General features: G+C 68.6%; 12 protein-coding genes and 5 tRNA genes. 11 read left to right on the forward strand and 6 right to left on the reverse strand.

Annotation, left to right across the window (positions count from 1 at the left end):
* Positions 1 to 457 precede the first annotated feature (457 nt).
* The 6 genes from test1122_RS14155 to test1122_RS14180 all read right to left on the reverse strand — a co-directional run bounded on the left by test1122_RS14155 (position 458) and on the right by test1122_RS14180 (position 6,826).
* Positions 458 to 532 (reverse strand) — tRNA-Asp (locus test1122_RS14155).
* Between the two features lie 115 nt (positions 533 to 647).
* Complete coding sequence (gene hrpA, locus test1122_RS14160) at positions 648 to 4,628, reverse strand: ATP-dependent RNA helicase HrpA (protein ID WP_232269537.1); 3,981 nt, start codon at positions 4,626 to 4,628, stop codon at positions 648 to 650.
* Between the two features lie 165 nt (positions 4,629 to 4,793).
* A tRNA-Phe gene (locus test1122_RS14165) sits at positions 4,794 to 4,867 on the reverse strand.
* A gap of 22 nt (positions 4,868 to 4,889) precedes the next feature.
* A tRNA-Asp gene (locus tag test1122_RS14170) sits at positions 4,890 to 4,964 on the reverse strand.
* Between the two features lie 39 nt (positions 4,965 to 5,003).
* Positions 5,004 to 5,076 (reverse strand) — tRNA-Glu (locus test1122_RS14175).
* A 118-nt stretch (positions 5,077 to 5,194) separates the two neighbouring features.
* On the reverse strand, positions 5,195 to 6,826 hold the full coding sequence (locus test1122_RS14180; protein WP_338423537.1) for a metallophosphoesterase family protein: 1,632 nt from the start codon (positions 6,824 to 6,826) through the stop codon (positions 5,195 to 5,197).
* Positions 6,827 to 6,894: 68 nt separating this feature from the next.
* Between test1122_RS14180 and test1122_RS14185 the strand changes: the two genes are divergently transcribed.
* The 11 genes from test1122_RS14185 (at position 6,895) to test1122_RS14235 (ending at position 18,080) form a co-directional block, all read left to right on the forward strand.
* Positions 6,895 to 7,257 carry a metallopeptidase family protein gene (locus tag test1122_RS14185; RefSeq protein ID WP_232269538.1) on the forward strand — a complete coding sequence of 121 codons (363 nt, stop codon included), beginning with the start codon at positions 6,895 to 6,897 and terminating at the stop codon, positions 7,255 to 7,257.
* Positions 7,258 to 7,270: 13 nt separating this feature from the next.
* Complete coding sequence (locus tag test1122_RS14190) at positions 7,271 to 7,810, forward strand: fluoride efflux transporter FluC (RefSeq protein WP_232269539.1); 540 nt, start codon at positions 7,271 to 7,273, stop codon at positions 7,808 to 7,810.
* Entirely contained in the window at positions 7,807 to 8,181 is a 375-nt protein-coding gene (locus tag test1122_RS14195) for a fluoride efflux transporter FluC (protein ID WP_232269540.1), read from the forward strand. Before test1122_RS14190 ends, test1122_RS14195 begins: the two co-directional genes overlap by 4 nt.
* Before the next feature lie 103 nt (positions 8,182 to 8,284).
* Positions 8,285 to 8,803, forward strand: a complete 519-nt coding sequence (locus test1122_RS14200; RefSeq protein WP_232269541.1) for a hypothetical protein — start codon at positions 8,285 to 8,287, stop codon at positions 8,801 to 8,803.
* Between the two features lie 243 nt (positions 8,804 to 9,046).
* Positions 9,047 to 11,026, forward strand: a complete 1,980-nt coding sequence (locus test1122_RS14205) for a DEAD/DEAH box helicase (RefSeq protein ID WP_232269542.1) — start codon at positions 9,047 to 9,049, stop codon at positions 11,024 to 11,026.
* A 176-nt stretch (positions 11,027 to 11,202) separates the two neighbouring features.
* Positions 11,203 to 11,275, forward strand: a tRNA-Lys gene (locus tag test1122_RS14210).
* 743 nt (positions 11,276 to 12,018) lie between these two features.
* The gene (locus test1122_RS14215; protein WP_232269543.1) at positions 12,019 to 12,306 is read left to right on the forward strand and encodes a hypothetical protein; all 288 of its coding nucleotides are present in this window, start codon (positions 12,019 to 12,021) and stop codon (positions 12,304 to 12,306) included.
* Positions 12,307 to 12,975: 669 nt separating this feature from the next.
* Complete coding sequence (locus test1122_RS14220; RefSeq protein ID WP_232269544.1) at positions 12,976 to 14,130, forward strand: tyrosine-type recombinase/integrase; 1,155 nt, start codon at positions 12,976 to 12,978, stop codon at positions 14,128 to 14,130.
* A 65-nt stretch (positions 14,131 to 14,195) separates the two neighbouring features.
* The gene (locus test1122_RS14225; RefSeq protein WP_232269545.1) at positions 14,196 to 15,299 is read left to right on the forward strand and encodes a tyrosine-type recombinase/integrase; all 1,104 of its coding nucleotides are present in this window, start codon (positions 14,196 to 14,198) and stop codon (positions 15,297 to 15,299) included.
* A gap of 16 nt (positions 15,300 to 15,315) precedes the next feature.
* Positions 15,316 to 15,666 carry a helix-turn-helix domain-containing protein gene (locus test1122_RS14230; protein ID WP_232269546.1) on the forward strand — a complete coding sequence of 117 codons (351 nt, stop codon included), beginning with the start codon at positions 15,316 to 15,318 and terminating at the stop codon, positions 15,664 to 15,666.
* Positions 15,663 to 18,080 (forward strand): site-specific integrase, encoded by a 2,418-nt coding sequence (locus test1122_RS14235; protein ID WP_232269547.1) that lies wholly within the window; start codon positions 15,663 to 15,665, stop codon positions 18,078 to 18,080. The genes test1122_RS14230 and test1122_RS14235 overlap by 4 nt, the downstream gene beginning before the upstream one ends.
* Positions 18,081 to 18,122 lie beyond the last annotated feature (42 nt).

Here is an 18,122-nt window from a genome sequence, read left to right on the forward strand (position 1 = left end):
AGATACAGCCAGCATGTGCCCCTGGCCGATTCCCCCCGCGGGGCGGTGGCGGGGGGCTTCCCCAATTCCCACCCCTCCCCGAAACTTGGGGGCTCCGCCCCCAGACCCCCACAGCGTTGTGGGCACTCGCAGCCCCGCGAGGGGCTGTGGGTGGGCACAACACCCGGCCACCGGCCCGCACCGGGCCACCCCCGGGGGCCCCGGGGGGGGAGCCCCGGTTTCCGGGAAGGGGCGGGATACGGGGACCCCCACCCACGGCACCCCCGGAGCCGGGCGGAGCCCCGCCACGCGGCGGAGCCGCATGTCGGGTACAGCCGGGTAGGGGCGGGCGTAGGGGAACCCCACCCCCGCGCGCTGCGGCGAAGCTCCGCCGCGCGGCGCAGCCGCGTATCGGGGCAGGAGGGGGGAAACGGAAGAAGCGCCCGGCTCCCTGGGGGAGTTGGGCGCTTCTGGGATGCGGTCCTGACGGGATTTGAACCCGCGGCCTCCACCTTGACAGGGTGGCGAGCACTCCAAACTGCTCCACAGGACCCAGTACGCGACGCGGCGCGGCGCGAAAACAGACTCTACAGCAGGTCAGCCGCGCATTGCGAACTCACTCAACGCAACCAAAGCGCTACCGCGCAACCACCCCGCACTACCCCGCGCTACGGCGCCGCCGCGTCCACGGCCTTGATGATGCGTTTGTCCGAGACCGGGTACGCCGTGCCCAGCGCGTGCGCGAAGTAGCTGACCCGTAGCTCCTCGATCATCCAGCGGATCTCCCGCGTCTGCTGCGGCACCGGCCGCCCCGGCGGGAACTGCTCCAGGAGCCAGGCGTATTCGTCCTGCATCTCCTTCACCTTCGCCATCCGGGTGCGGTCCCGCTCCGCGTTGGTGGGGAGCTGCTGGAGGCGACGGTCGGCGGCCACCAGGTACCGCATCAGATCGGGCAGCCGCTTGACGCCGTGCGCGGTGACAAAGCCGGGGCAGATCAGCGCGTCGAGCTGTTCCTTGATGTCGGTCAGGGACGGCACCAGGGTCAGGCTCTTGGTGGCCTTCAGCCGCCGCTCGCAGGACTGCCAGGCCGCAAGGATCTCCTGGACCTGCTGGACGGTCCGCAGCGTCGCGTCGACGATATCCGCGCGTACCGCGTCGAAGAGTTTGCGGAAGCTCTCCTCGTCCCAGACCGGGCCGCCACGGGCGGCGATCAGCCGGTCGGCGGCGGCGGAGACGCAGTCTTCGAAGAGCGCCTGCACGCTGCCGTGCGGGGACCGGGAGAGCGCGAGCTTCTGCTGGTTGGTCAGCTTGGACTGGGCGAACTTGGCCGGATCAGCGGGGAGGTTCAGCAGGATGAGGCGGCGGGTGCCGCGCCACATCGCCTGCTGCTGTTCATCCTCGGTGTCAAAGAGCTTTACGGAGACCGAGGTGCCCTCGTCGACCAGGGCCGGGTACGCCTTGACCGGCTGGCCCGCCCGCCGGGACTCAAAGGTGCGGCTGAGCGTGCCGATCGTCCAGCTGGTGAGGCCCGTACGCTGCTCAGCGGGGGCGTTGCCGCCCGAGGCCTCGAAGGCCCTGGACAGGGCCGCCTGTGCCTTCGGCTTGAGCCGCAGCTTCAGCGCCTCAAGGTCCTTGTCCTCAGCGATCTTGCGGCGGCGCTCATCCACCACCCGGAAGGTGATTTTGAGATGGTCGGGGACCTTGGCCAGATCGAAGTCCTCCGGGGACATCCGCACGCCGCCCATGCGCTGAAGATCACGGGCCAGGGCGGCGGTCAGCGGCTCCTGCTCCCGGTCCCGGTCCCGCTCCTGCTCCTGCTCCTGCTCCCGTGATGGTCCGGCTCCGGCCAGGAACCGCTGGGCGAAATTCGGTGCCGGTACGTAATTGCGGCGGATGGGTTTGGGCAGGGAGCGGATCAGCTCGGTGACCAAGTCCTCCCGTAGTCCCGGGATCTGCCAGTCGAAGCCTTCGGGGGTGACCTGGTTGAGCACCTGGAGCGGGATATGGACGGTGACACCGTCGGCGTCCGCACCCGGCTCAAACTGATAGGTGACCTTGAGCTTCAGCTTCCCCTGCCGCCAGCTGTCCGGATAATCCGCCTTGGTGACTTCCTCGGCCCGCTCATTGATGAGCATCGACTTCTCGAAGTTGAGCAGGTCCGGCTCTTCCCGGCGCTTCTTCTTCCACCAGGAGTCGAAGTGCGCGCCGGAGACCACATCGTCCGGGATGCGCTGATCGTAGAAGTCATAGAGGGTCTCGTCATCGACCAGGATGTCGCGGCGACGTGCCCGGTGCTCCAGTTCCGCTACCTCGCCCAGGAGTTTGCGGTTGTCATGGAAGAACTGATGGTGGGTCCGCCAGTCGCCCTCCACCAGGGCATTGCGGATGAACAGGTCGCGGCAGGTCTCCGGGGCGATCCGGCCGTAGTTGGCCTTCCGCTGGGCGACGATCGGCACACCGTAGAGCGTGACCTTCTCGTACGCCATCACGGCCGCCTGCTTCTGCTCCCAGTGCGGCTCGCTGTAGGTGCGCTTGACCAGATGCTGGGCCAGCGGCTCTACCCAGTCGGGGTCGATCCTGGCGTTCACCCGGGCCCACAGCCGGGAGGTTTCCACCAGCTCGGCGGACATCAGCCAGCGCGGCGGCTTCTTGAAGAGCGCGGAGCCGGGGAAGACCGCGAACTTGGTGCTGCGGGCGCCCAGATATTCGTGCTTCTCCGGATCCTTCAGCCCAATGTGCGAGAGCAACCCGGCGAGCAGCGACTGATGGATGGCGTCGGGGGAGGCGTCCTGCTCCGACAGATGGACGCCCATGGTCTTGGCGACCTGACGGAGCTGCGTATAGATGTCCTGCCATTCGCGTATCCGCAGATAGTTGAGGAACTCCGCCTTGCACATCCGGCGGAAGGCGGAGGAGGACAGCGCTTTTTGCTGCTCACGGATATAGCGCCACAGATTCAGAAAAGCGAGGAAGTCGCTCGTCTCATCCTTGAACCGGGCGTGCTGCTGATCGGCCTGCTGCTGCTTGTCGGAGGGGCGCTCGCGCGGGTCCTGAATGGACAGGGCCGCCGCGATGACCATGACCTCACGGACACAGCCGTTGCGGTCCGCCTCCAACACCATCCGGGCCAGCCGGGGGTCGACCGGGAGCTGGGCGAGCTTACGGCCCAGATCGGTCAGCCGACCGGCGCGCAGCGCGCCCAGCTCCTCGAGCAGCTGGACGCCCGCCTTGATGCTGCGGTGGTCCGGGGCGTCGATAAAGGGGAACTTCCCGATCTCGCCCAGGCCGGCGGCGTTCATCTGCAGGATGACGGAGGCCAGGTTCGTACGCAGGATCTCGGCGTCGGTGAACTCCGGGCGGGTGAGGAAGTCGTCCTCGGAGTAGAGCCGGATGCAGATGCCGTCCGAGGTACGGCCGCAGCGGCCCTTGCGCTGGTTGGCGCTGGCCTGCGAGACCGGCTCGATGGGGAGCCGCTGGACCTTGGTGCGGTGGCTGTAGCGGGAGATCCGGGCCCGGCCCGGGTCGATCACATATTTGATGCCGGGAACGGTCAGCGACGTCTCGGCGACATTGGTGGCGAGGACGATCCGTCTGCCCGTATGCCGCTGGAAGACACGGTGCTGCTCGGCGTGGGACAGCCGGGCGTAGAGGGGCAGGACCTCGGTCAGCCGCAGGTTCTTCCTGTTCAGCGCGTCCGCCGTATCGCGGATCTCCCGCTCGCCGGAGAGAAAGACCAGGATGTCGCCCGGCCCCTCGGCCTGGAGCTCATCGACGGCGTCACAGATCGCGGTGATCTGGTCACGGTCGCTGTCGTCGCCATCGCCGTCGCCGTCGCCATCCTCGAGCAGCGGCCGATAGCGGACCTCGACGGGATACGTACGCCCGCTGACCTCGACGATCGGCGCGTCGTTGCCCTTGCCGTCGCCGAAATGCCGCGAGAAGCGTTCCGGGTCGATGGTCGCCGAGGTGATGATGACCTTCAGATCCGGGCGCCTGGGCAGCAGCTGGGCGAGATAGCCGAGCAGGAAGTCGATATTGAGGCTGCGCTCATGGGCCTCGTCAATGATGATCGTGTCGTACTGGCGCAGCTCGCGGTCGGTCTGGATTTCGGCGAGCAGAATGCCGTCCGTCATCAGCTTGACCAGGGTGGTGTCCTTCACCTGGTCGGTGAAACGGACCCGCCAGCCCACCGCCTCGCCCAGCGGGGTGTTCAGCTCCTCGGCCACCCGCTCCGCGACCGTACGGGCCGCGATCCGGCGGGGCTGGGTGTGTCCGATCGTGCCCTTGATCCCCCGGCCCAGCTCCAGACAGATCTTCGGGATCTGGGTGGTCTTGCCGGAGCCTGTCTCACCCGCGATGATCACGACCTGGTGATCGCGGATGGCCTTGCTGATCTCGTCCTTCCGCTGGCTGACCGGCAGCTGCTCCGGATACGTCACCTTGGGCACGGCGGCGCGACGGTTCGCGACCCGCAGCTCGGCCTGCTCGATCTCGGTGGCGATCTCGGCCAGGACGGCCTGCTTGGCCTCCGGCTTACGGATCCGGCGGGCACCGTCGAGCCGTCGGCCCAGCCGCCGCTCGTCTCGCGGCATCAGCTCGGGCAGCCGCTCCAGGAGGGCGGGCAGGGTGAGGACAGGCACAGTGGACATACGGCTTCCAGGATCGCATCTCGCGTCAGCGTGCTGCGACAGGCTTTTGCGGCATGGCTGGTGGTGGGGGCCGTGGTGGTGGGGGTGGCGTACGAATTGGCGGTACATGCCCGGCAAAAAGCCCCACCGGGATCACCCGGCGGGGCTTTTCGCTGTTCAGCGCTGTGGCTGGGGCCGGGGTCGAACCGGCGACCTTCCGCTTTTCAGGCGGACGCTCGTACCAACTGAGCTACCCAGCCACGCGGCTCAGCGGAGCCGCAGCGGTCCTGACGGGATTTGAACCCGCGGCCTCCACCTTGACAGGGTGGCGAGCACTCCAAACTGCTCCACAGGACCAAGCGTAGTGCGAGCACTAGTCTCGCACAGGGTGTTGCGTGCCCCCAACGGGATTCGAACCCGTGCTACCGCCTTGAAAGGGCGGCGTCCTGGGCCACTAGACGATGAGGGCTGATGGCCCACCTGGGCGCTTCGTCAGCGCGTCGGGGACGTGAGAAGCATATGGGAAACCGCGACCGATCGCCAAAACAGATTCTCGTGGGCCGGGTTTTCGGGCCTCAGTCCTCGGGTCACTCCCGTGCCGCTGGTGACTCCCGTTCCCCCGGAGACCCCGGTGCCGCCGGTGACTCCGGTGACTCTGTTGGTTCCGGTGACTCCGTCGGCTCCGCTGGGCCCGGTGGCTCTGCCGCACCCGGTGGCAGGTGGCGGCTCACCTCGGCGGTCGTCATGCCCAGCCCGCCCAGGGTGATCTCGTCCCAGGCCTGGAGCTGTCCGGTGTCCTGGCTGAAGTAGAGCACCGATGCCGAGACGTTCTCCGGCACCTTGCCCTCCACCGCGCGCAGTCCGCCGCCGCCCGTGGAGCCCTCGATCATCAGCAGGGTGCCCTTGTCCAGGGTCCGCTGCTTGCGGTTGTGGGTATGCCCGGTCAGCGCCAGCGGCACCTCCCCGTCGGTCTGCTCGGCCAGCACCGGGTTGTGGGCCACCGCGATGTCCACCGGCTTTCCCCGGGCCTTCTGGGCCCGTAGCGTTCTGGCTAGCTTGCGGCCCGCCGCCGCCTCCGCCGGATCGCCGGCGGCGACGACCGAGCGGTCCGGGGTGAACTGGGGGTCGCCCATGCCCGCGATCCGCAGCCCGGCGACCTCGACCGGCTTGCCGTCGTCCAGGACATGCACATTCGCCTTCTCGCCCAGATACTCCTGGGTCGTCTGCGAGTCATGGTTCCCACGCACCCAGACAAAGGGAGCGCCAAGGTCCTCCACCGGGTCCAGGAAGGGGTTCTCGGCGCTGGTGCCATGGTCCATCGTGTCGCCCGCGTCGATGATCAAGTCGATCTCGTACTGCTCGACCAGCGACTTGATGATCGACCAGGCGGCCGGGTTGAGATGGATGTCCGAGACATGCAGCACCCGGGTGGTATTCGGGTCGGGCTGGTAGGTGGGGAGCGTGGAGGCCGCGTCGTAGAGCTTGGTCACATTGGTCACCAGCCGGGCAAGCTCCTGCTGGTAGACGTTGAACTCGGTGACAATGTTGCGGGCATCGCCGACCAGGCTCTGCGCGCCCGCGAGCAGCCCGGAGAACTTCGGCTCAAGTATCGCCTTCTCGTTCCAGGTCGCATACGCCGTAGCGCCCGAGGACACCAGCAGCGCGAGCGCCAGCGCGCCCGCGGTCAGGGCGCGCCGGGGGCGCCGGTAGACGGCCAGCCCGAGGGCGGTGGCGCCGACGACAACGGCGATACAGGACCGCAGGGCCAGATCCCGGGTGCCGGACTCCACATCACGGGCCACCGTCTGCTGCAGTCCGGTGATCCGCTCCGGGTGGTTGACCAGATATCCGGCCCGCTCCGGGTCCAGCGCGGAGACATCCACATCGAGCCGGAGCGGTGCGTGATGGCTCTCCAGCTCAAGCGCGCCCAGCGGTGGCACATTGATCTTTGTGCCGCCGTAGACGGAGGGACGCAGCGTCATGGTGGTGTCCACGGGCCCCACCGGCTTGTGCACACTCCCCACGATCAGGAGCCCCAGCCACGCCCCCAGCAGCGTGACGACCGCCATCCCGAGTGCTCGGGCATACGGGTGCGGCGGGCTGACCAGCGAGACGGTGGGGGTGCGGTGATGGGCACGGTAACGCCGCAGGAGGGCGCCGGGGGCGGCGCCGCCCACCCTGCCGAGCGAGCCACGGAGCATCCGGAGAGCACGGGCCATGCGGAGCCGTATGCCCGTTCCGCGGGCCGACTATGCGATGGGAGGGGGGCGTACCCGACAATGGGTTAGTGCTGGAGATGACGCGCGAGGAGTTCGAGGAACTGGTCGCCGAGGCGCTGGACCGCATTCCGCCTGAGCTGACGCGGCTGATGGACAATGTGGCGGTCTTTGTCGAGGACGAGCCCTCCAAGGACGACCCGGAGCTGCTGGGGCTCTACGAGGGGACGCCGCTGACCGAGCGCGGTGAGTGGTACGCCGGGGTGCTGCCGGACCGTATCTCGATCTATATGGGGCCGACCCTGCGGATGTGCGAGCGGGACGGCGGGGACCGTGAGCTGGTCGTCGAGGAAGTCGAGATCACGGTGGTGCATGAAATCGCCCACCACTTCGGCATCGAGGACGAACGGCTGCACGCACTGGGGTACGGATGAGTCTGGGGTACGGATGAGCGCCGAACACGAGGCGGCGGCGCTGCACGGCGGCGTGGAGCATCCGGAGGCGATCGATCCGGATGTCGATCTCCATGTCCCGCAGCACCGGCTGGAGACGGCCGGCCGGCACGCCTGGCAGGTTCTGGCGGCGATCGCGGTGGGCGGCGCGGTCGGCGGGCTGGGCCGGTACGGGCTCACGCTCGTCTGGCCGGGCGAGGGGAGCGGCTTTCCGCTGGGGATGTTTGTGGCGAATGTGCTGGGATGTGCGCTCATCGGGGTGCTGATGGTGCTGGTGAGCGAGCGCGGTACGCCGGTGAATCCGCTGGTGCGGCCCTTCCTGGGGGTGGGGGTGCTCGGCGGCTTCACCAGCTTTTCGACGTACGCGATCGATGTGTCCCGGCTGCTGGATGAGGGTGCCGCCGGGGTCGCCCTGGCGTATATGGGCGGCACGGTGATCGCCGCGCTGATCGCCGTGTGGGCCGGGGCGGCGGCCGTACGGGCGCTGGTGCGCCGGTTCGAATCGCCGTCGGGGACGCCGGGGGCGGCCCCGTGACCTGGCTGCTGGTGGCGCTGGGCGCCGCCGTGGGCGCGCCGCTGCGGTATCTGGCCGACCGGGCGGTGCAGATCCGGCATGACTCGGTCTTTCCGTGGGGGACGTTGGTGGTCAACGCCGGGGGGAGTCTGGTGCTGGGCGTACTGACGGGTGCGGTGACCGGTGGCGCGGTCGGCTCCGGTGCCCAGGCGCTGCTCGGTACGGGGCTGTGCGGGGCGCTGACCACGTACTCGACCTTCTCCTACGAGACGCTGCGACTGGCCGAGCGCGGCTGGAAGTTCCTGGCGGTGGCCAATGTGACGGCGACGTTCTTCGTCGGTCTGGGCGCGGTCTACTTCGGCTTCACCCTGACCCGGGATCTGCTGATGTGACCAGCCGGGCACGTACTGGGCACGCGGGCGGCGTGTCCTCAGCGCGGCCAAGGGAGTTGGGCAGGGGGCTCTCCCGCTCACCCGTCCCGGAAGGTGTCCGCCCGTGCGCTGTCCCCGCGCCCATGCCTCTCTGGCGGTCCGTATGACCGTCGCCGTACTCGCGCTGGCCGCGGTCAGTGGCTGTATGACCGTCGGCGCGGAGGAGGACGACCACAAGCCCGCCCCGGCGGGCCGGACTTCCTCCCCGGACAAGGGCCAGAACGCGGTACCGGACGGGGGAGTACGCAAGGAACCGCGTGGCGTCCCGACGGGGCCCAAGGCGCGCCCGGAGGCGGGGGAGGGCCCCTCCGAGTCGCCGTCCGCCGAGCAGCCCGGGAAGTCAGGGAGGCCGGGAAAGCAGGCCGGGCAGAGCGCCACCCCCGGCGTCAGCGACCCAAGTCGCCCGGGAGACTCCTCGCAAGCCCGCCCGGCGCCGCCTGGCACGTCGTCCCCGTCACCCTCGACGAGTACGTCCCCGCAGGCATCGCCGTCCGAGTCGCCCACCCCGTCCCAGAGTGTGAGCCCGACCACATCTCCGCAGCCCTCCCCGGACCCGGGCGAGGACGCGTCCGATACTGAGTGAACCGAACCGAATGAACCGAACTGGGTGATACGTAGCACCCCTCGGGGCAGCGGGTTTGCGCATCCCGCCCCTGGGTGCGTATGGTGGTAGATCGTTTGATCCCATTTGCCCGGCGCCCCAACCGAAGCGCGCCGCGTGGCGCGTTCCTTTGCTTAACCGTGGGCTGACCGCATAGAGGCGGTCGTGTGCGAATCACGGAGTTATGGGCGCGTGCCGAAGAACTCCGGAAGGTTCGCATTTCGCATGCCAATTGCCACCCCTGACGTCGTCCTGCCCGAGGACGAGCAGCTGGCGGAGAAGACCGTCACCTTTGCCGACCTCGGTCTCCCCGACCCGGTCGTACGCAAGCTCGCCCAGAACGGCGTCACCTCCCCCTTCCCCATCCAGGCCGCGACCATCCCGGACGCGCTGGCGGGCAAGGACATCCTCGGCCGTGGCCGTACCGGCTCCGGCAAGACTCTGAGCTTCGGCCTGCCCCTGCTCACCCGGCTGGAGGGCCGCCGCACCGAGCGGAAGCGCCCGCGCGGTGTCATCCTGACCCCGACCCGCGAGCTGGCCATGCAGGTCTCCGACGCGCTGCAGCCGTACGGCGATGTCCTCGGCCTCAAGCTGAAGGTCGTCTGCGGCGGCACCTCCATGGGCAACCAGATCGGTGCGCTGGAACGCGGTGTTGACGTCCTCGTCGCCACCCCCGGCCGACTGCGTGACCTGATCAACCGGGGCGCCTGCTCGCTCGACGCCATTGAGGTCGCCGTGCTGGACGAGGCCGACCAGATGGCTGACCTGGGCTTCCTGCCCGAGGTCACCGAGCTGCTCGACCTGGTCCCGGCCGGCGGTCAGCGGATGCTGTTCTCCGCGACGCTGGAGAACGAGATCGACTCCCTGGTCAAGCGCTACCTCGTCGACCCCGTCAGCCATGAGGTCGACGCGGCGCAGGGCGCGGTCACCACCATGACCCACCACGTCCTGGTCGTGAAGCCGCGCGACAAGACCCCCGTCACTGCCGCCATCGCCGCCCGCAAGGGCCGCACGATCATCTTTGTGCGCACCCAGCTCGGCGCCGACCGGGTCGCCGAGCAGGTCCGTGAGGCCGGGGTGAAGGCCGACGCGCTGCACGGCGGTATGACCCAGGGCGCCCGTACCCGCACGCTGGCCGACTTCAAGGACGGCTACGTCAATGTCCTGGTCGCCACCGATGTCGCCGCTCGCGGCATCCACGTCGACGGCATCGACCTGGTCCTGAACGTCGACCCGGCCGGTGACCACAAGGACTATCTGCACCGCTCGGGCCGTACCGCCCGCGCCGGCCAGTCCGGCACGGTCGTCTCGCTGGCCCTGCCGCACCAGCGCCGCCAGATCTTCCGGCTGATGGAGGACGCGGGTGTCGACGCCACACGGCACATCATCGGCCGTGGCGATGTCTTCGATGAGGACGTGGCCCGTATCACCGGCGCTCGCTCGCTCAGCGAGGTGCAGGCCGAGTCCGCCGCCAACGCCGCCAAGCAGGCCGAGCGTGAGGTCACCGACCTCACCCGGAAGCTGGAGAAGGCCCAGCGCCGTGCGCTCGAACTCCGCGAGGAGGCCGACCAGCTGACGGCCCGTGCCGCCCGGGAGCGGGGCGACGACCCGGTGGAGGCGGTGGCCCAGGCCGCCGAGGCGCTGGCCAAGGAGGCCGCCGAGGAGGCCGCGCGCGAGGCCAAGGCGGCCGCCGCGCGTGCCGAGAAGGAGCGCAAGGCCGCGGAGAACCGCGATGAGCGCAAGCGCGACGGCTCTTACGAGCGCCGTGACCGCCCCTACAACCGCGACCGTCGCGAGGGCGACCGGGACCGTGGTGGCTTCCGCCGCGACGACCGCCCGGCGCGCTCGTACGACCGCCGTGACGGCGACCGCCCCCCGTTCAACCGCGATCGCCGCGACGACCGCCGCGACGGTGACCGCCCGTTCAACCGGGACCGCCGCGACGACCGCCGGGGCAACGACCGCGGCGAGCGCCGTGACCGTCCGTTCAACCGGGACCGTCGCGAGGGCGACCGGGACCGTGGTGGCTTCCGCCGCGACGACCGCCCGGCGCGTCCGTTCGAGCGCCGCGACGACCGCCGCCCGTACGGCCGCCGTGACGACCACCGCGGCGGCACCAACCCCGGCGGCAACTCCGGCAGCAACACCGGCGGCCGCTCCTTCGACCGCCGCACCGACAAGCCGCGCTGGAAGCGCAACGGCTGAGCCCTACTGACGGCTGAGCGCGGCTGACCGCCCCGCTGACAGCCGCCGCCAGGCCCCGGGAAAGCTCTGCGTTCCCGGGGCTTTGTGCGTAGCCGGACCGGGTTGGGGACCCGAACGACAGAACCCGTTCGGGTCTCCGGCTTCCGTCCGGCTATGCTTCGGGGGAGCACGACCACGGGCCGTTAGCTCAATTGGCAGAGCAGCGGACTTTTAATCCGTTGGTTGTGGGTTCGAGTCCCACACGGCCTACCGAACGGCTCAACAGGGAAACCCTTGTTGTCCAGCGGCGGGGCGCTCTGGCTGATCTTGTTCAGCCGGGGCGCCTTCGTCGTTTCGGGCCAAGGTGAGCCCGAAGTGAGCCCGCCGGTTTCAACGATGCGCGCCTCGCGCGCGTGGGCACCCTCGCTCACCTGCTGCTACCGGACGTAGGAAGCCCCGGGAGACGGACACACGTACATCTCCCGGGGCTGTGGGGCCCGCGTCCCCGTCGTCAGAGCGGGAAGGGCGCACCTCGCGCGGTAGCGCCGTCCACGGACCGACGGGGGACCGCCCGCCCCGCGCTGCCAGGGGGCTGGATAGCGGGGCAGGCGGCCGTCTGGGCCCCGTCCCGGGTTCAGGGCCCGCACCCCGACAGGCCCGGGACGGGGAGTCTTACGGCCCAAATCCGGTTCCGGAGCTGGGGTTACGCCCGCTGTGGGGGTGTGACCCAGATACGCGTCAAAGGGGCAATGAGGTGATCTTGAAGCCCTGAAGGGCCCGGCCCGTCACCCGTTCGGCGCAGTCGTTGGTGGTGATGTTGTGGCCAAGCGCCTGGGGTGCGTGGACGGACTCGGCGACACCGCGGTGTGGGGAAACGGCTCTCCTGGACGGTGCGACGGCTACTTTGTACCGTGGGTCAGAGATAGGAGACCGGGGCCTTTAAGAGAGAGCGCCGACTGGTTGCCGACGCCTACGACGTGCGTGGGAGGCTGCTCGGGGGGAGGATCTGGACCATGTTGATGCTCACCCCCACGGCCATCGAGGCCGTTCGCACGATGATCAGCACGGAGGGCGCGCCGGCGGACGCCGGGCTGCGCATTTCCGCGACCGACGGTTCCGAGACCTTGCAGCTTGGGGTCACCGCGGCACCCGCCGATGGCGACGAGGTCATGGTCGTCGAAGGAGCTCGGCTCTTCCTGGACGAGCAGGCCGCGGCCTTCCTGGACGACAAGATCCTCGACACTGGACTGGACGCCGACGGCCAAGGCGCCTTGGTTCTCGGTCAGCAGCACAACAGCTAGAGCGATCCATACGTCGTTCCGTACCGCGCCCCGCACTCGGTGGCCAAGGAATGGACTCTTGCGCCAGACCGAGCCGCTTGAGACCGGCTGTCTCTTGGCCCGGCGGCCGAATCTGGCCGCCGGGCCGACCAGCTCAGTCGGTGTCAGGGCTCAGTGCGTGTTTTTAAGCCACCGCGCTTGCCACCGCCCGCACGAGAGTCTCAGTCGAGATCCCGATCAATCGGCTGCCTATGGGGCTGCTTGACATCGGACGAGGATCGCAGCATCACGGCCAAGACCATGGTGCGACGCTTGAACCGTGGGTACGCGGTCCGCTCGATCGAGGTCACAACCCACCCCAGCCCAAGACGGCAACAACATCACCACCCAACGACTGCGCCGAACGGGTGATGGGCCGGGTCCTTCAGGGCTTCAAGATCACCTTATTGCCCCTTTGACGCGTATCTGGGAACCGGCGCGAATCGCATCTGATGCGAACTGGACTCATCTTGCGCCGCATTGGTCGAGCGGCTCCCGGGAAGCCGCTGATCAGCACGTACATGGCTCGCCGTGTACTCGCAGGGACGGTAGCTGACAGCCCTGCTCGCTGTCGTGCCGCTTCACTCGATGGGATGACTGACCTGCCATTCCGCTCCGGGCTTCGCATCTGATGCGAGATTCTCGCGACGGATGCGATCTACGGAGCGTGATGATTTGGCGGGCAAGGACGGGACCGTGCCGGGGCTCGCGCGGCTGCACCTGGCCGATGGGGTGCCGCTGCTGAGGCCGGACGAGCAGGTCTTCGAGGCGATGCTGGACGGTTGGCGTAACCAGCAGCTGGCCCGGAACCTCGCGCTGTCGACCATCAACGGCCGTGAGCGGAAGGTGCGGGCGTTCGCCGCCCACGCGGACGCCTTCCCCTGGAGCTGGTCCTCGTCGCTGGCGGACGAGTGGTTCGGCGACCTGCGGGCCGTTCGTGGCTGCGTACGTTCGACGCTGCGCGGCTACCAGGAGGCGGTGCGGCTGTTCTGTGACTACGCCATCGACCCGGCCTACGGCTGGGCGGCCGAGTGTGAGCGGCGGTTCGGCACTCATCCGATCCAGGTCTGCCACGAGTGGAACACCGCCGTGCACATGCAGGAGTGCGAGGCCGAGTCCCCGAAACGGGCCTTCACCCGGGACGAGTTGCAGGCGTTCTTCGATCACGCCGACGATCAGGTCAGCCGCGTGCGTGGACGCGGCCGCAAGGGCTGGCTGCCCGCCTTCCGCGACGCGATGCTCTTCAAGACCGCGTACGCCTACGGACTACGGCGGAACGAGACCCGCATGCTGGACACCGCCGACTTCGGCCGCAACCCCGAAGGCCCGGAGTTCGGCGAGTTCGGCGCCTGCTACGTCCGCCACGGCAAGGCGAAGAAGGGCTCGCCGCCCAAGCGCCGCAGCGTGCTGACGATATGGGAATGGTCGGCCGAGATCCTCGATCAGTGGACGAGCGAGGTCCGGCCCGCCATGCGGCACGCGGACGGGCCTGCCCTGTGGCCGTCGGAACGCGGACGCCGGCTCGGGCTGCAGCGGCTGGACTCCCGCTTCGCCACCTACCGAGACGACCTCGGCCTCGACCCGGTCCTGGACTTCCACTCGCTACGAAGATCCTACGTCACCCACCTGATCGAAGACGGCTGGGACGCGTTCTTCGTGCAGTCCCAGGCTGGCCACGATCACGCAAGCACAACCTCGATCTACACCAACCCTCGGGAATTGCATCAGACGGGTGAGGATCCGCAGGTCACCTGGTTGCGACAGGAAGCGGAAGCAGTTCATAGCCTCTACGAACTGGCCTCCTGAGCAGGCATGTTGCCGAATTGATCCCTTCTGATGCATGATCTGCCCTCCAGAAGGGATGGTCTGGAGTGGTGCATCAGCGCAAGGTGGCCCTGGCCGGGTCGGCTCAACTGGAGCTCGTCTCCGGGGTGGTCCAGCTGCGTCCTGAGGACGCGATGTTCGACGCGATGCTGCGGGGCTGGCGGGCTCAGCAGAAGTCGCGGGGGCTGAAGGACGACACGATCGACCCGAGGGAACGGCTGATCCGCCGGTTCCTGGACTTCACGAACGAGTATCCGTGGCGATGGACGCCAGCCCACCTGGACGAATGGTCGGTGTCGTTGACGAGCGAGAGGCACTTGGCGCCGTCCACGGTCCGCAGCTACCAGGGCACGGTCCGGCTGTTCACCGAACTCCTCATCGACGCCCGCTACGGCTGGTTCCCGGCCTGTGAGGAAGCCTTCGGCACCTTCCCGGTGGCGATCTGCCACGAATGGAACACCGTCCCTCACCTGCAGGATTACGAAGGAGACCCGGAGGCACGGCCGTTCACCAGGGAAGAGCTGCAGCTCTTCCTCGACTACGCCGACGACCAGGTCGAACGAGCGGTACGGGCGAAACGCAAGGGAGTCCTGGCGGCCTACCGCGACGCCACCCTCTTCAAGGTCATCTACGGGTGGGGGCTTCGCCGGACCGAGACGTCCAAGCTCGATGTGGTCGACTTCGGACGCAACCCGCAGGCTCGGCAGTTCGGCCGGTACGGCACGCTCAACGTCCGCTACGGCAAAGCCAAGAAGGGCCAGCCGCCGCGGCGGCGGAACGTGCTGTCAGTGATGGACTGGGCCGTCGAGGCGGTCGCCGACTACGTCGAGAACGTCCGCCCGCGCTTCGGGTTCTCCGATCACCCCGCTCTGTGGATCACCGAGCGCGGGGGCCGCCTGCAGCCCGGCTCGATCAACGACCGGTTCGAGGCATACCGGGACGCCCTCGGGCTGCCCAAAGAGTTGACCCCGCACGGACTTCGCCACTCATACGTCACGCATCTGACCGAGGATGGGGTGGACCGGCGCTTCATCCAGCAGCAGGTCGGCCACGAGTGCGACAGCTCCCTGGCCATCTACACGCACGTCAGCGACGACTTCATGAACACTTCCCTGCACAAGGCACTGGCCCCGGCGTTCGCCGGAGCCTGACAGGAGGGATCCGGCGATGGCCGCCAAACTCGACTACCACTGGCACCTGCGCAAAGTCATGGCCGACCGCGGGATGTTCTCCACCACCGACCTCCTCCCTCTGCTCGCCGAACGTGGCATCACGCTCTCCACGAGCCAGGTCTACCGGCTCGTCGTCGAGCGACCGGAGCGACTGAGCCTGAAGATCCTCATGGCCCTGCTCGACATCCTCGACTGCACCATGGACGACCTCATCGAGCCCATTGCGGCGGCCGGGTCCGTGAAGAAGCCGAAGAAGGCAGCCGCCGGTGGCTCGGCGTCCGATGCGGAGGGACTCGGCGGGCTGCGGCCAAAGCGGGCCCGGATCAGGGGTGTTGACCGATCATGACTGCGGCTGACCAGCTCGACCGCGCCGTCGCAGACCCGGTCGGCTTGATCACGGACCTCGTCGCCGACGTCGAGAAGGAACTCGACGTCGAGACCATCCGGGCCGTGGTCACCGAGGTCGCGGGCGGTCGCGCGAAGTCACGACGCCTGGCGCAAGCCCTGGCGATACGCCCCGCCGTGCTGACCGACGGCCGCTCCCCGGCGCCCCGGGCCGTCGGCGATCTACTCATCGAGCTCCGCAAGGCCGGCGCCTTGGCGATCGCACCGCCGGTCTGTGCCGAGTGCGGCAAGAAGCTGCGAACTCTCCAGCGCAAGGGCCAGGACTGGTACTGCGGAGTCTGCGGGCAGGAGACCGCCGAGTGCACCGCCTGCGGCAACGTCCGACGCGTTGGCTTCCGGGACCGCAAGGGGCTGCCGCGCTGTTCGATGTGTCCCGACCACGACGACCGTGATCCAGCCATGGTCGTCCACGAACTGATCAACGCGATCGCTCCGGGCGCCGACGGTGACGTAGTCGCCGAGGCCCTCCGCCGGACGGCACCCCACCGTCCCCACTATCGCCAGCGAGTGGTCTGGGTCCTGGAGGAGAACCCCCGGCTGCTGACCGGGGAGGGATATCTGGCGCCGCTTCGCGCCATCTTGCGGTTCATCGACCTATTGCACACGGCAGGCGTCGCCGGGATCGTCCGGCCCACCTGCCCTCGCTGCCACCGGGTGGTCCGCATCGACAAGCCGCTGGATGGGCAGCGGGTCTGCCGCAACTGCATCGCCAAGTCCCGCTTCGAAGAATGCGTACGCTGCGGCGCTCGGCGCGAGCCAGCCACCCGCGACGCCGAGGGGCGACCGCTGTGTCCGAGCTGCCTGGTCAGGGACCCGGCGAACCTGGAGACATGCACCGTCTGCGGCGAGTCACGCATGGTCAACTGCCGCACCACGGACGGGCCGATCTGCCCGAACTGCCGCCCCTTGCCCGTACTGCTTTGCTCGATCTGCGGCCGCACCGCACCCTGCATGCTCTCGAAACTCACCGGCCTGCCCCGCTGCGGCGGCTGTGACAGGCGCCAAGCTCACTGCACCGCCTGCGGACGATTGCGCGGCATTCACTCCGGCACCGCCGACGCCCCCATTTGCGGCCCCTGCACCACGCCGGACGCTGAACTCTGGCGTCCCTGTCCGACCTGCGGACAAGCCGAGCGGCTGCACGCGCCGGGACCGTGCCCTCGTTGCACACTCAAGCAACGGCTCCACGAGATCCTCGCCGACGACACCGGCTCTATAACCCCGAAGCTGCAGCCCCTCCACGACGCCCTGGCCAGCACTGAACGGGCCGGCACCGCCATGCGCTGGCTTTCCAAGGGCATCGTCTCCACTGTCCTGTCCGATCTTGGCTCTGGCCGTCGTCCCCTCACCCACGCGGCCCTAGACGAACTCCTTGAAGGCAAGGTCGTCGAGCACATCCGCAGTGTTCTCGTCGCCACCGGCGTCCTACCCAGGCGGGACGAGCAGATGGTCCGTCTCGAACGGCATGTGAAGAACCTCGTCGCCTCGCATGCGACCGTCGAGGGACGGAAAATCCTGCACCGGTACGCAACTTGGCACCTTCTTCGTCGGCTTCGCCGACGAAGCCGGGGCACGGAGGTCACCCACTACCAACTCGCGGTTGCGCGGCAACATCTGCGGGCGGCCGTCCGCCTCCTGGACTGGATCGAGGACCAGAACCTCACCCTTGCCACCTGCTGTCAGGCCGACCTCGAACGCTGGATGACCAGCGACGACGTCCGCCACCGCCGGGAGACAGGCCACTTCGTGCGCTGGGCTCTGGCCCAGAAGATCACCCGCGATCTCAGCTTCCCCGCCGTGAGATGGAACGGCCCCACTCAGGCGATGGACGACGACGCCCGCTGGGACACCACCCGTCGACTGCTGCACGACGACGCCCTCAAGCCCGAAGACCGCCTCGCCGGCCTGCTGTTACTCCTCTATGCCCAGTGGCCCGCTGCGATTTCCCGGCTCACCGTCGACCACATCGAGGAGACGGACGGAGCCGTCCGCATCCACCTCGGTGCCGTCCCGGTCGAACTTCCGGCACCTGTCGCTGAACTCGCCCTCCAACAAGTCGCGGTCCGTCGCAGCCATGCCGTCCTCGCCCGGACAGACTCACCCTGGCTGTTCCCCGGAGGCCAGCCCGGCCGCCCGATCAGTGCCTGGGCCATGGGCGAACGGCTCCGCAAACTCGGCATCCGGCTCGCGGAAGCACGCTCGACCGCGCTCTTCCAACTCGCCACCGAGCTGCCCGCAGCAGTCCTCGCCCGCACCCTCGGCATCGACATCACCGTCGCTGTCAAATGGCAGCGGGCCGCCGCCGGAGACTGGGCCGCTTACGCAGCCGAGGTCAGCCGCCGGAACAGCTCGTGACGCGATGCAGGACTAATCTGGGACGGTCAACCCGGAGCTCTG

Source organism: Streptomyces gobiensis, assembly GCF_021216675.1.
GTDB lineage: Bacteria > Actinomycetota > Actinomycetes > Streptomycetales > Streptomycetaceae > Streptomyces > Streptomyces gobiensis.

Bases quoted from the DNA above. Each gene is read 5' to 3' on its own strand.
- test1122_RS14215 (WP_232269543.1), top strand. From the start codon at position 12,019: ATGTTGATGCTCACCCCCACGGCCATCGAGGCCGTTCGCACGATGATC.
- test1122_RS14190 (WP_232269539.1), top strand. From the start codon at position 7,271: ATGAGCGCCGAACACGAGGCGGCGGCGCTGCACGGCGGCGTGGAGCAT.
- test1122_RS14180 (WP_338423537.1), bottom strand. From the start codon at position 6,826: ATGGCCCGTGCTCTCCGGATGCTCCGTGGCTCGCTCGGCAGGGTGGGC.
- test1122_RS14220 (WP_232269544.1), top strand. From the start codon at position 12,976: ATGCGATCTACGGAGCGTGATGATTTGGCGGGCAAGGACGGGACCGTG.
- test1122_RS14205 (WP_232269542.1), top strand. From the start codon at position 9,047: ATGCCAATTGCCACCCCTGACGTCGTCCTGCCCGAGGACGAGCAGCTG.
- hrpA (WP_232269537.1), bottom strand. From the start codon at position 4,628: ATGTCCACTGTGCCTGTCCTCACCCTGCCCGCCCTCCTGGAGCGGCTG.
- test1122_RS14230 (WP_232269546.1), top strand. From the start codon at position 15,316: ATGGCCGCCAAACTCGACTACCACTGGCACCTGCGCAAAGTCATGGCC.
- test1122_RS14235 (WP_232269547.1), top strand. From the start codon at position 15,663: ATGACTGCGGCTGACCAGCTCGACCGCGCCGTCGCAGACCCGGTCGGC.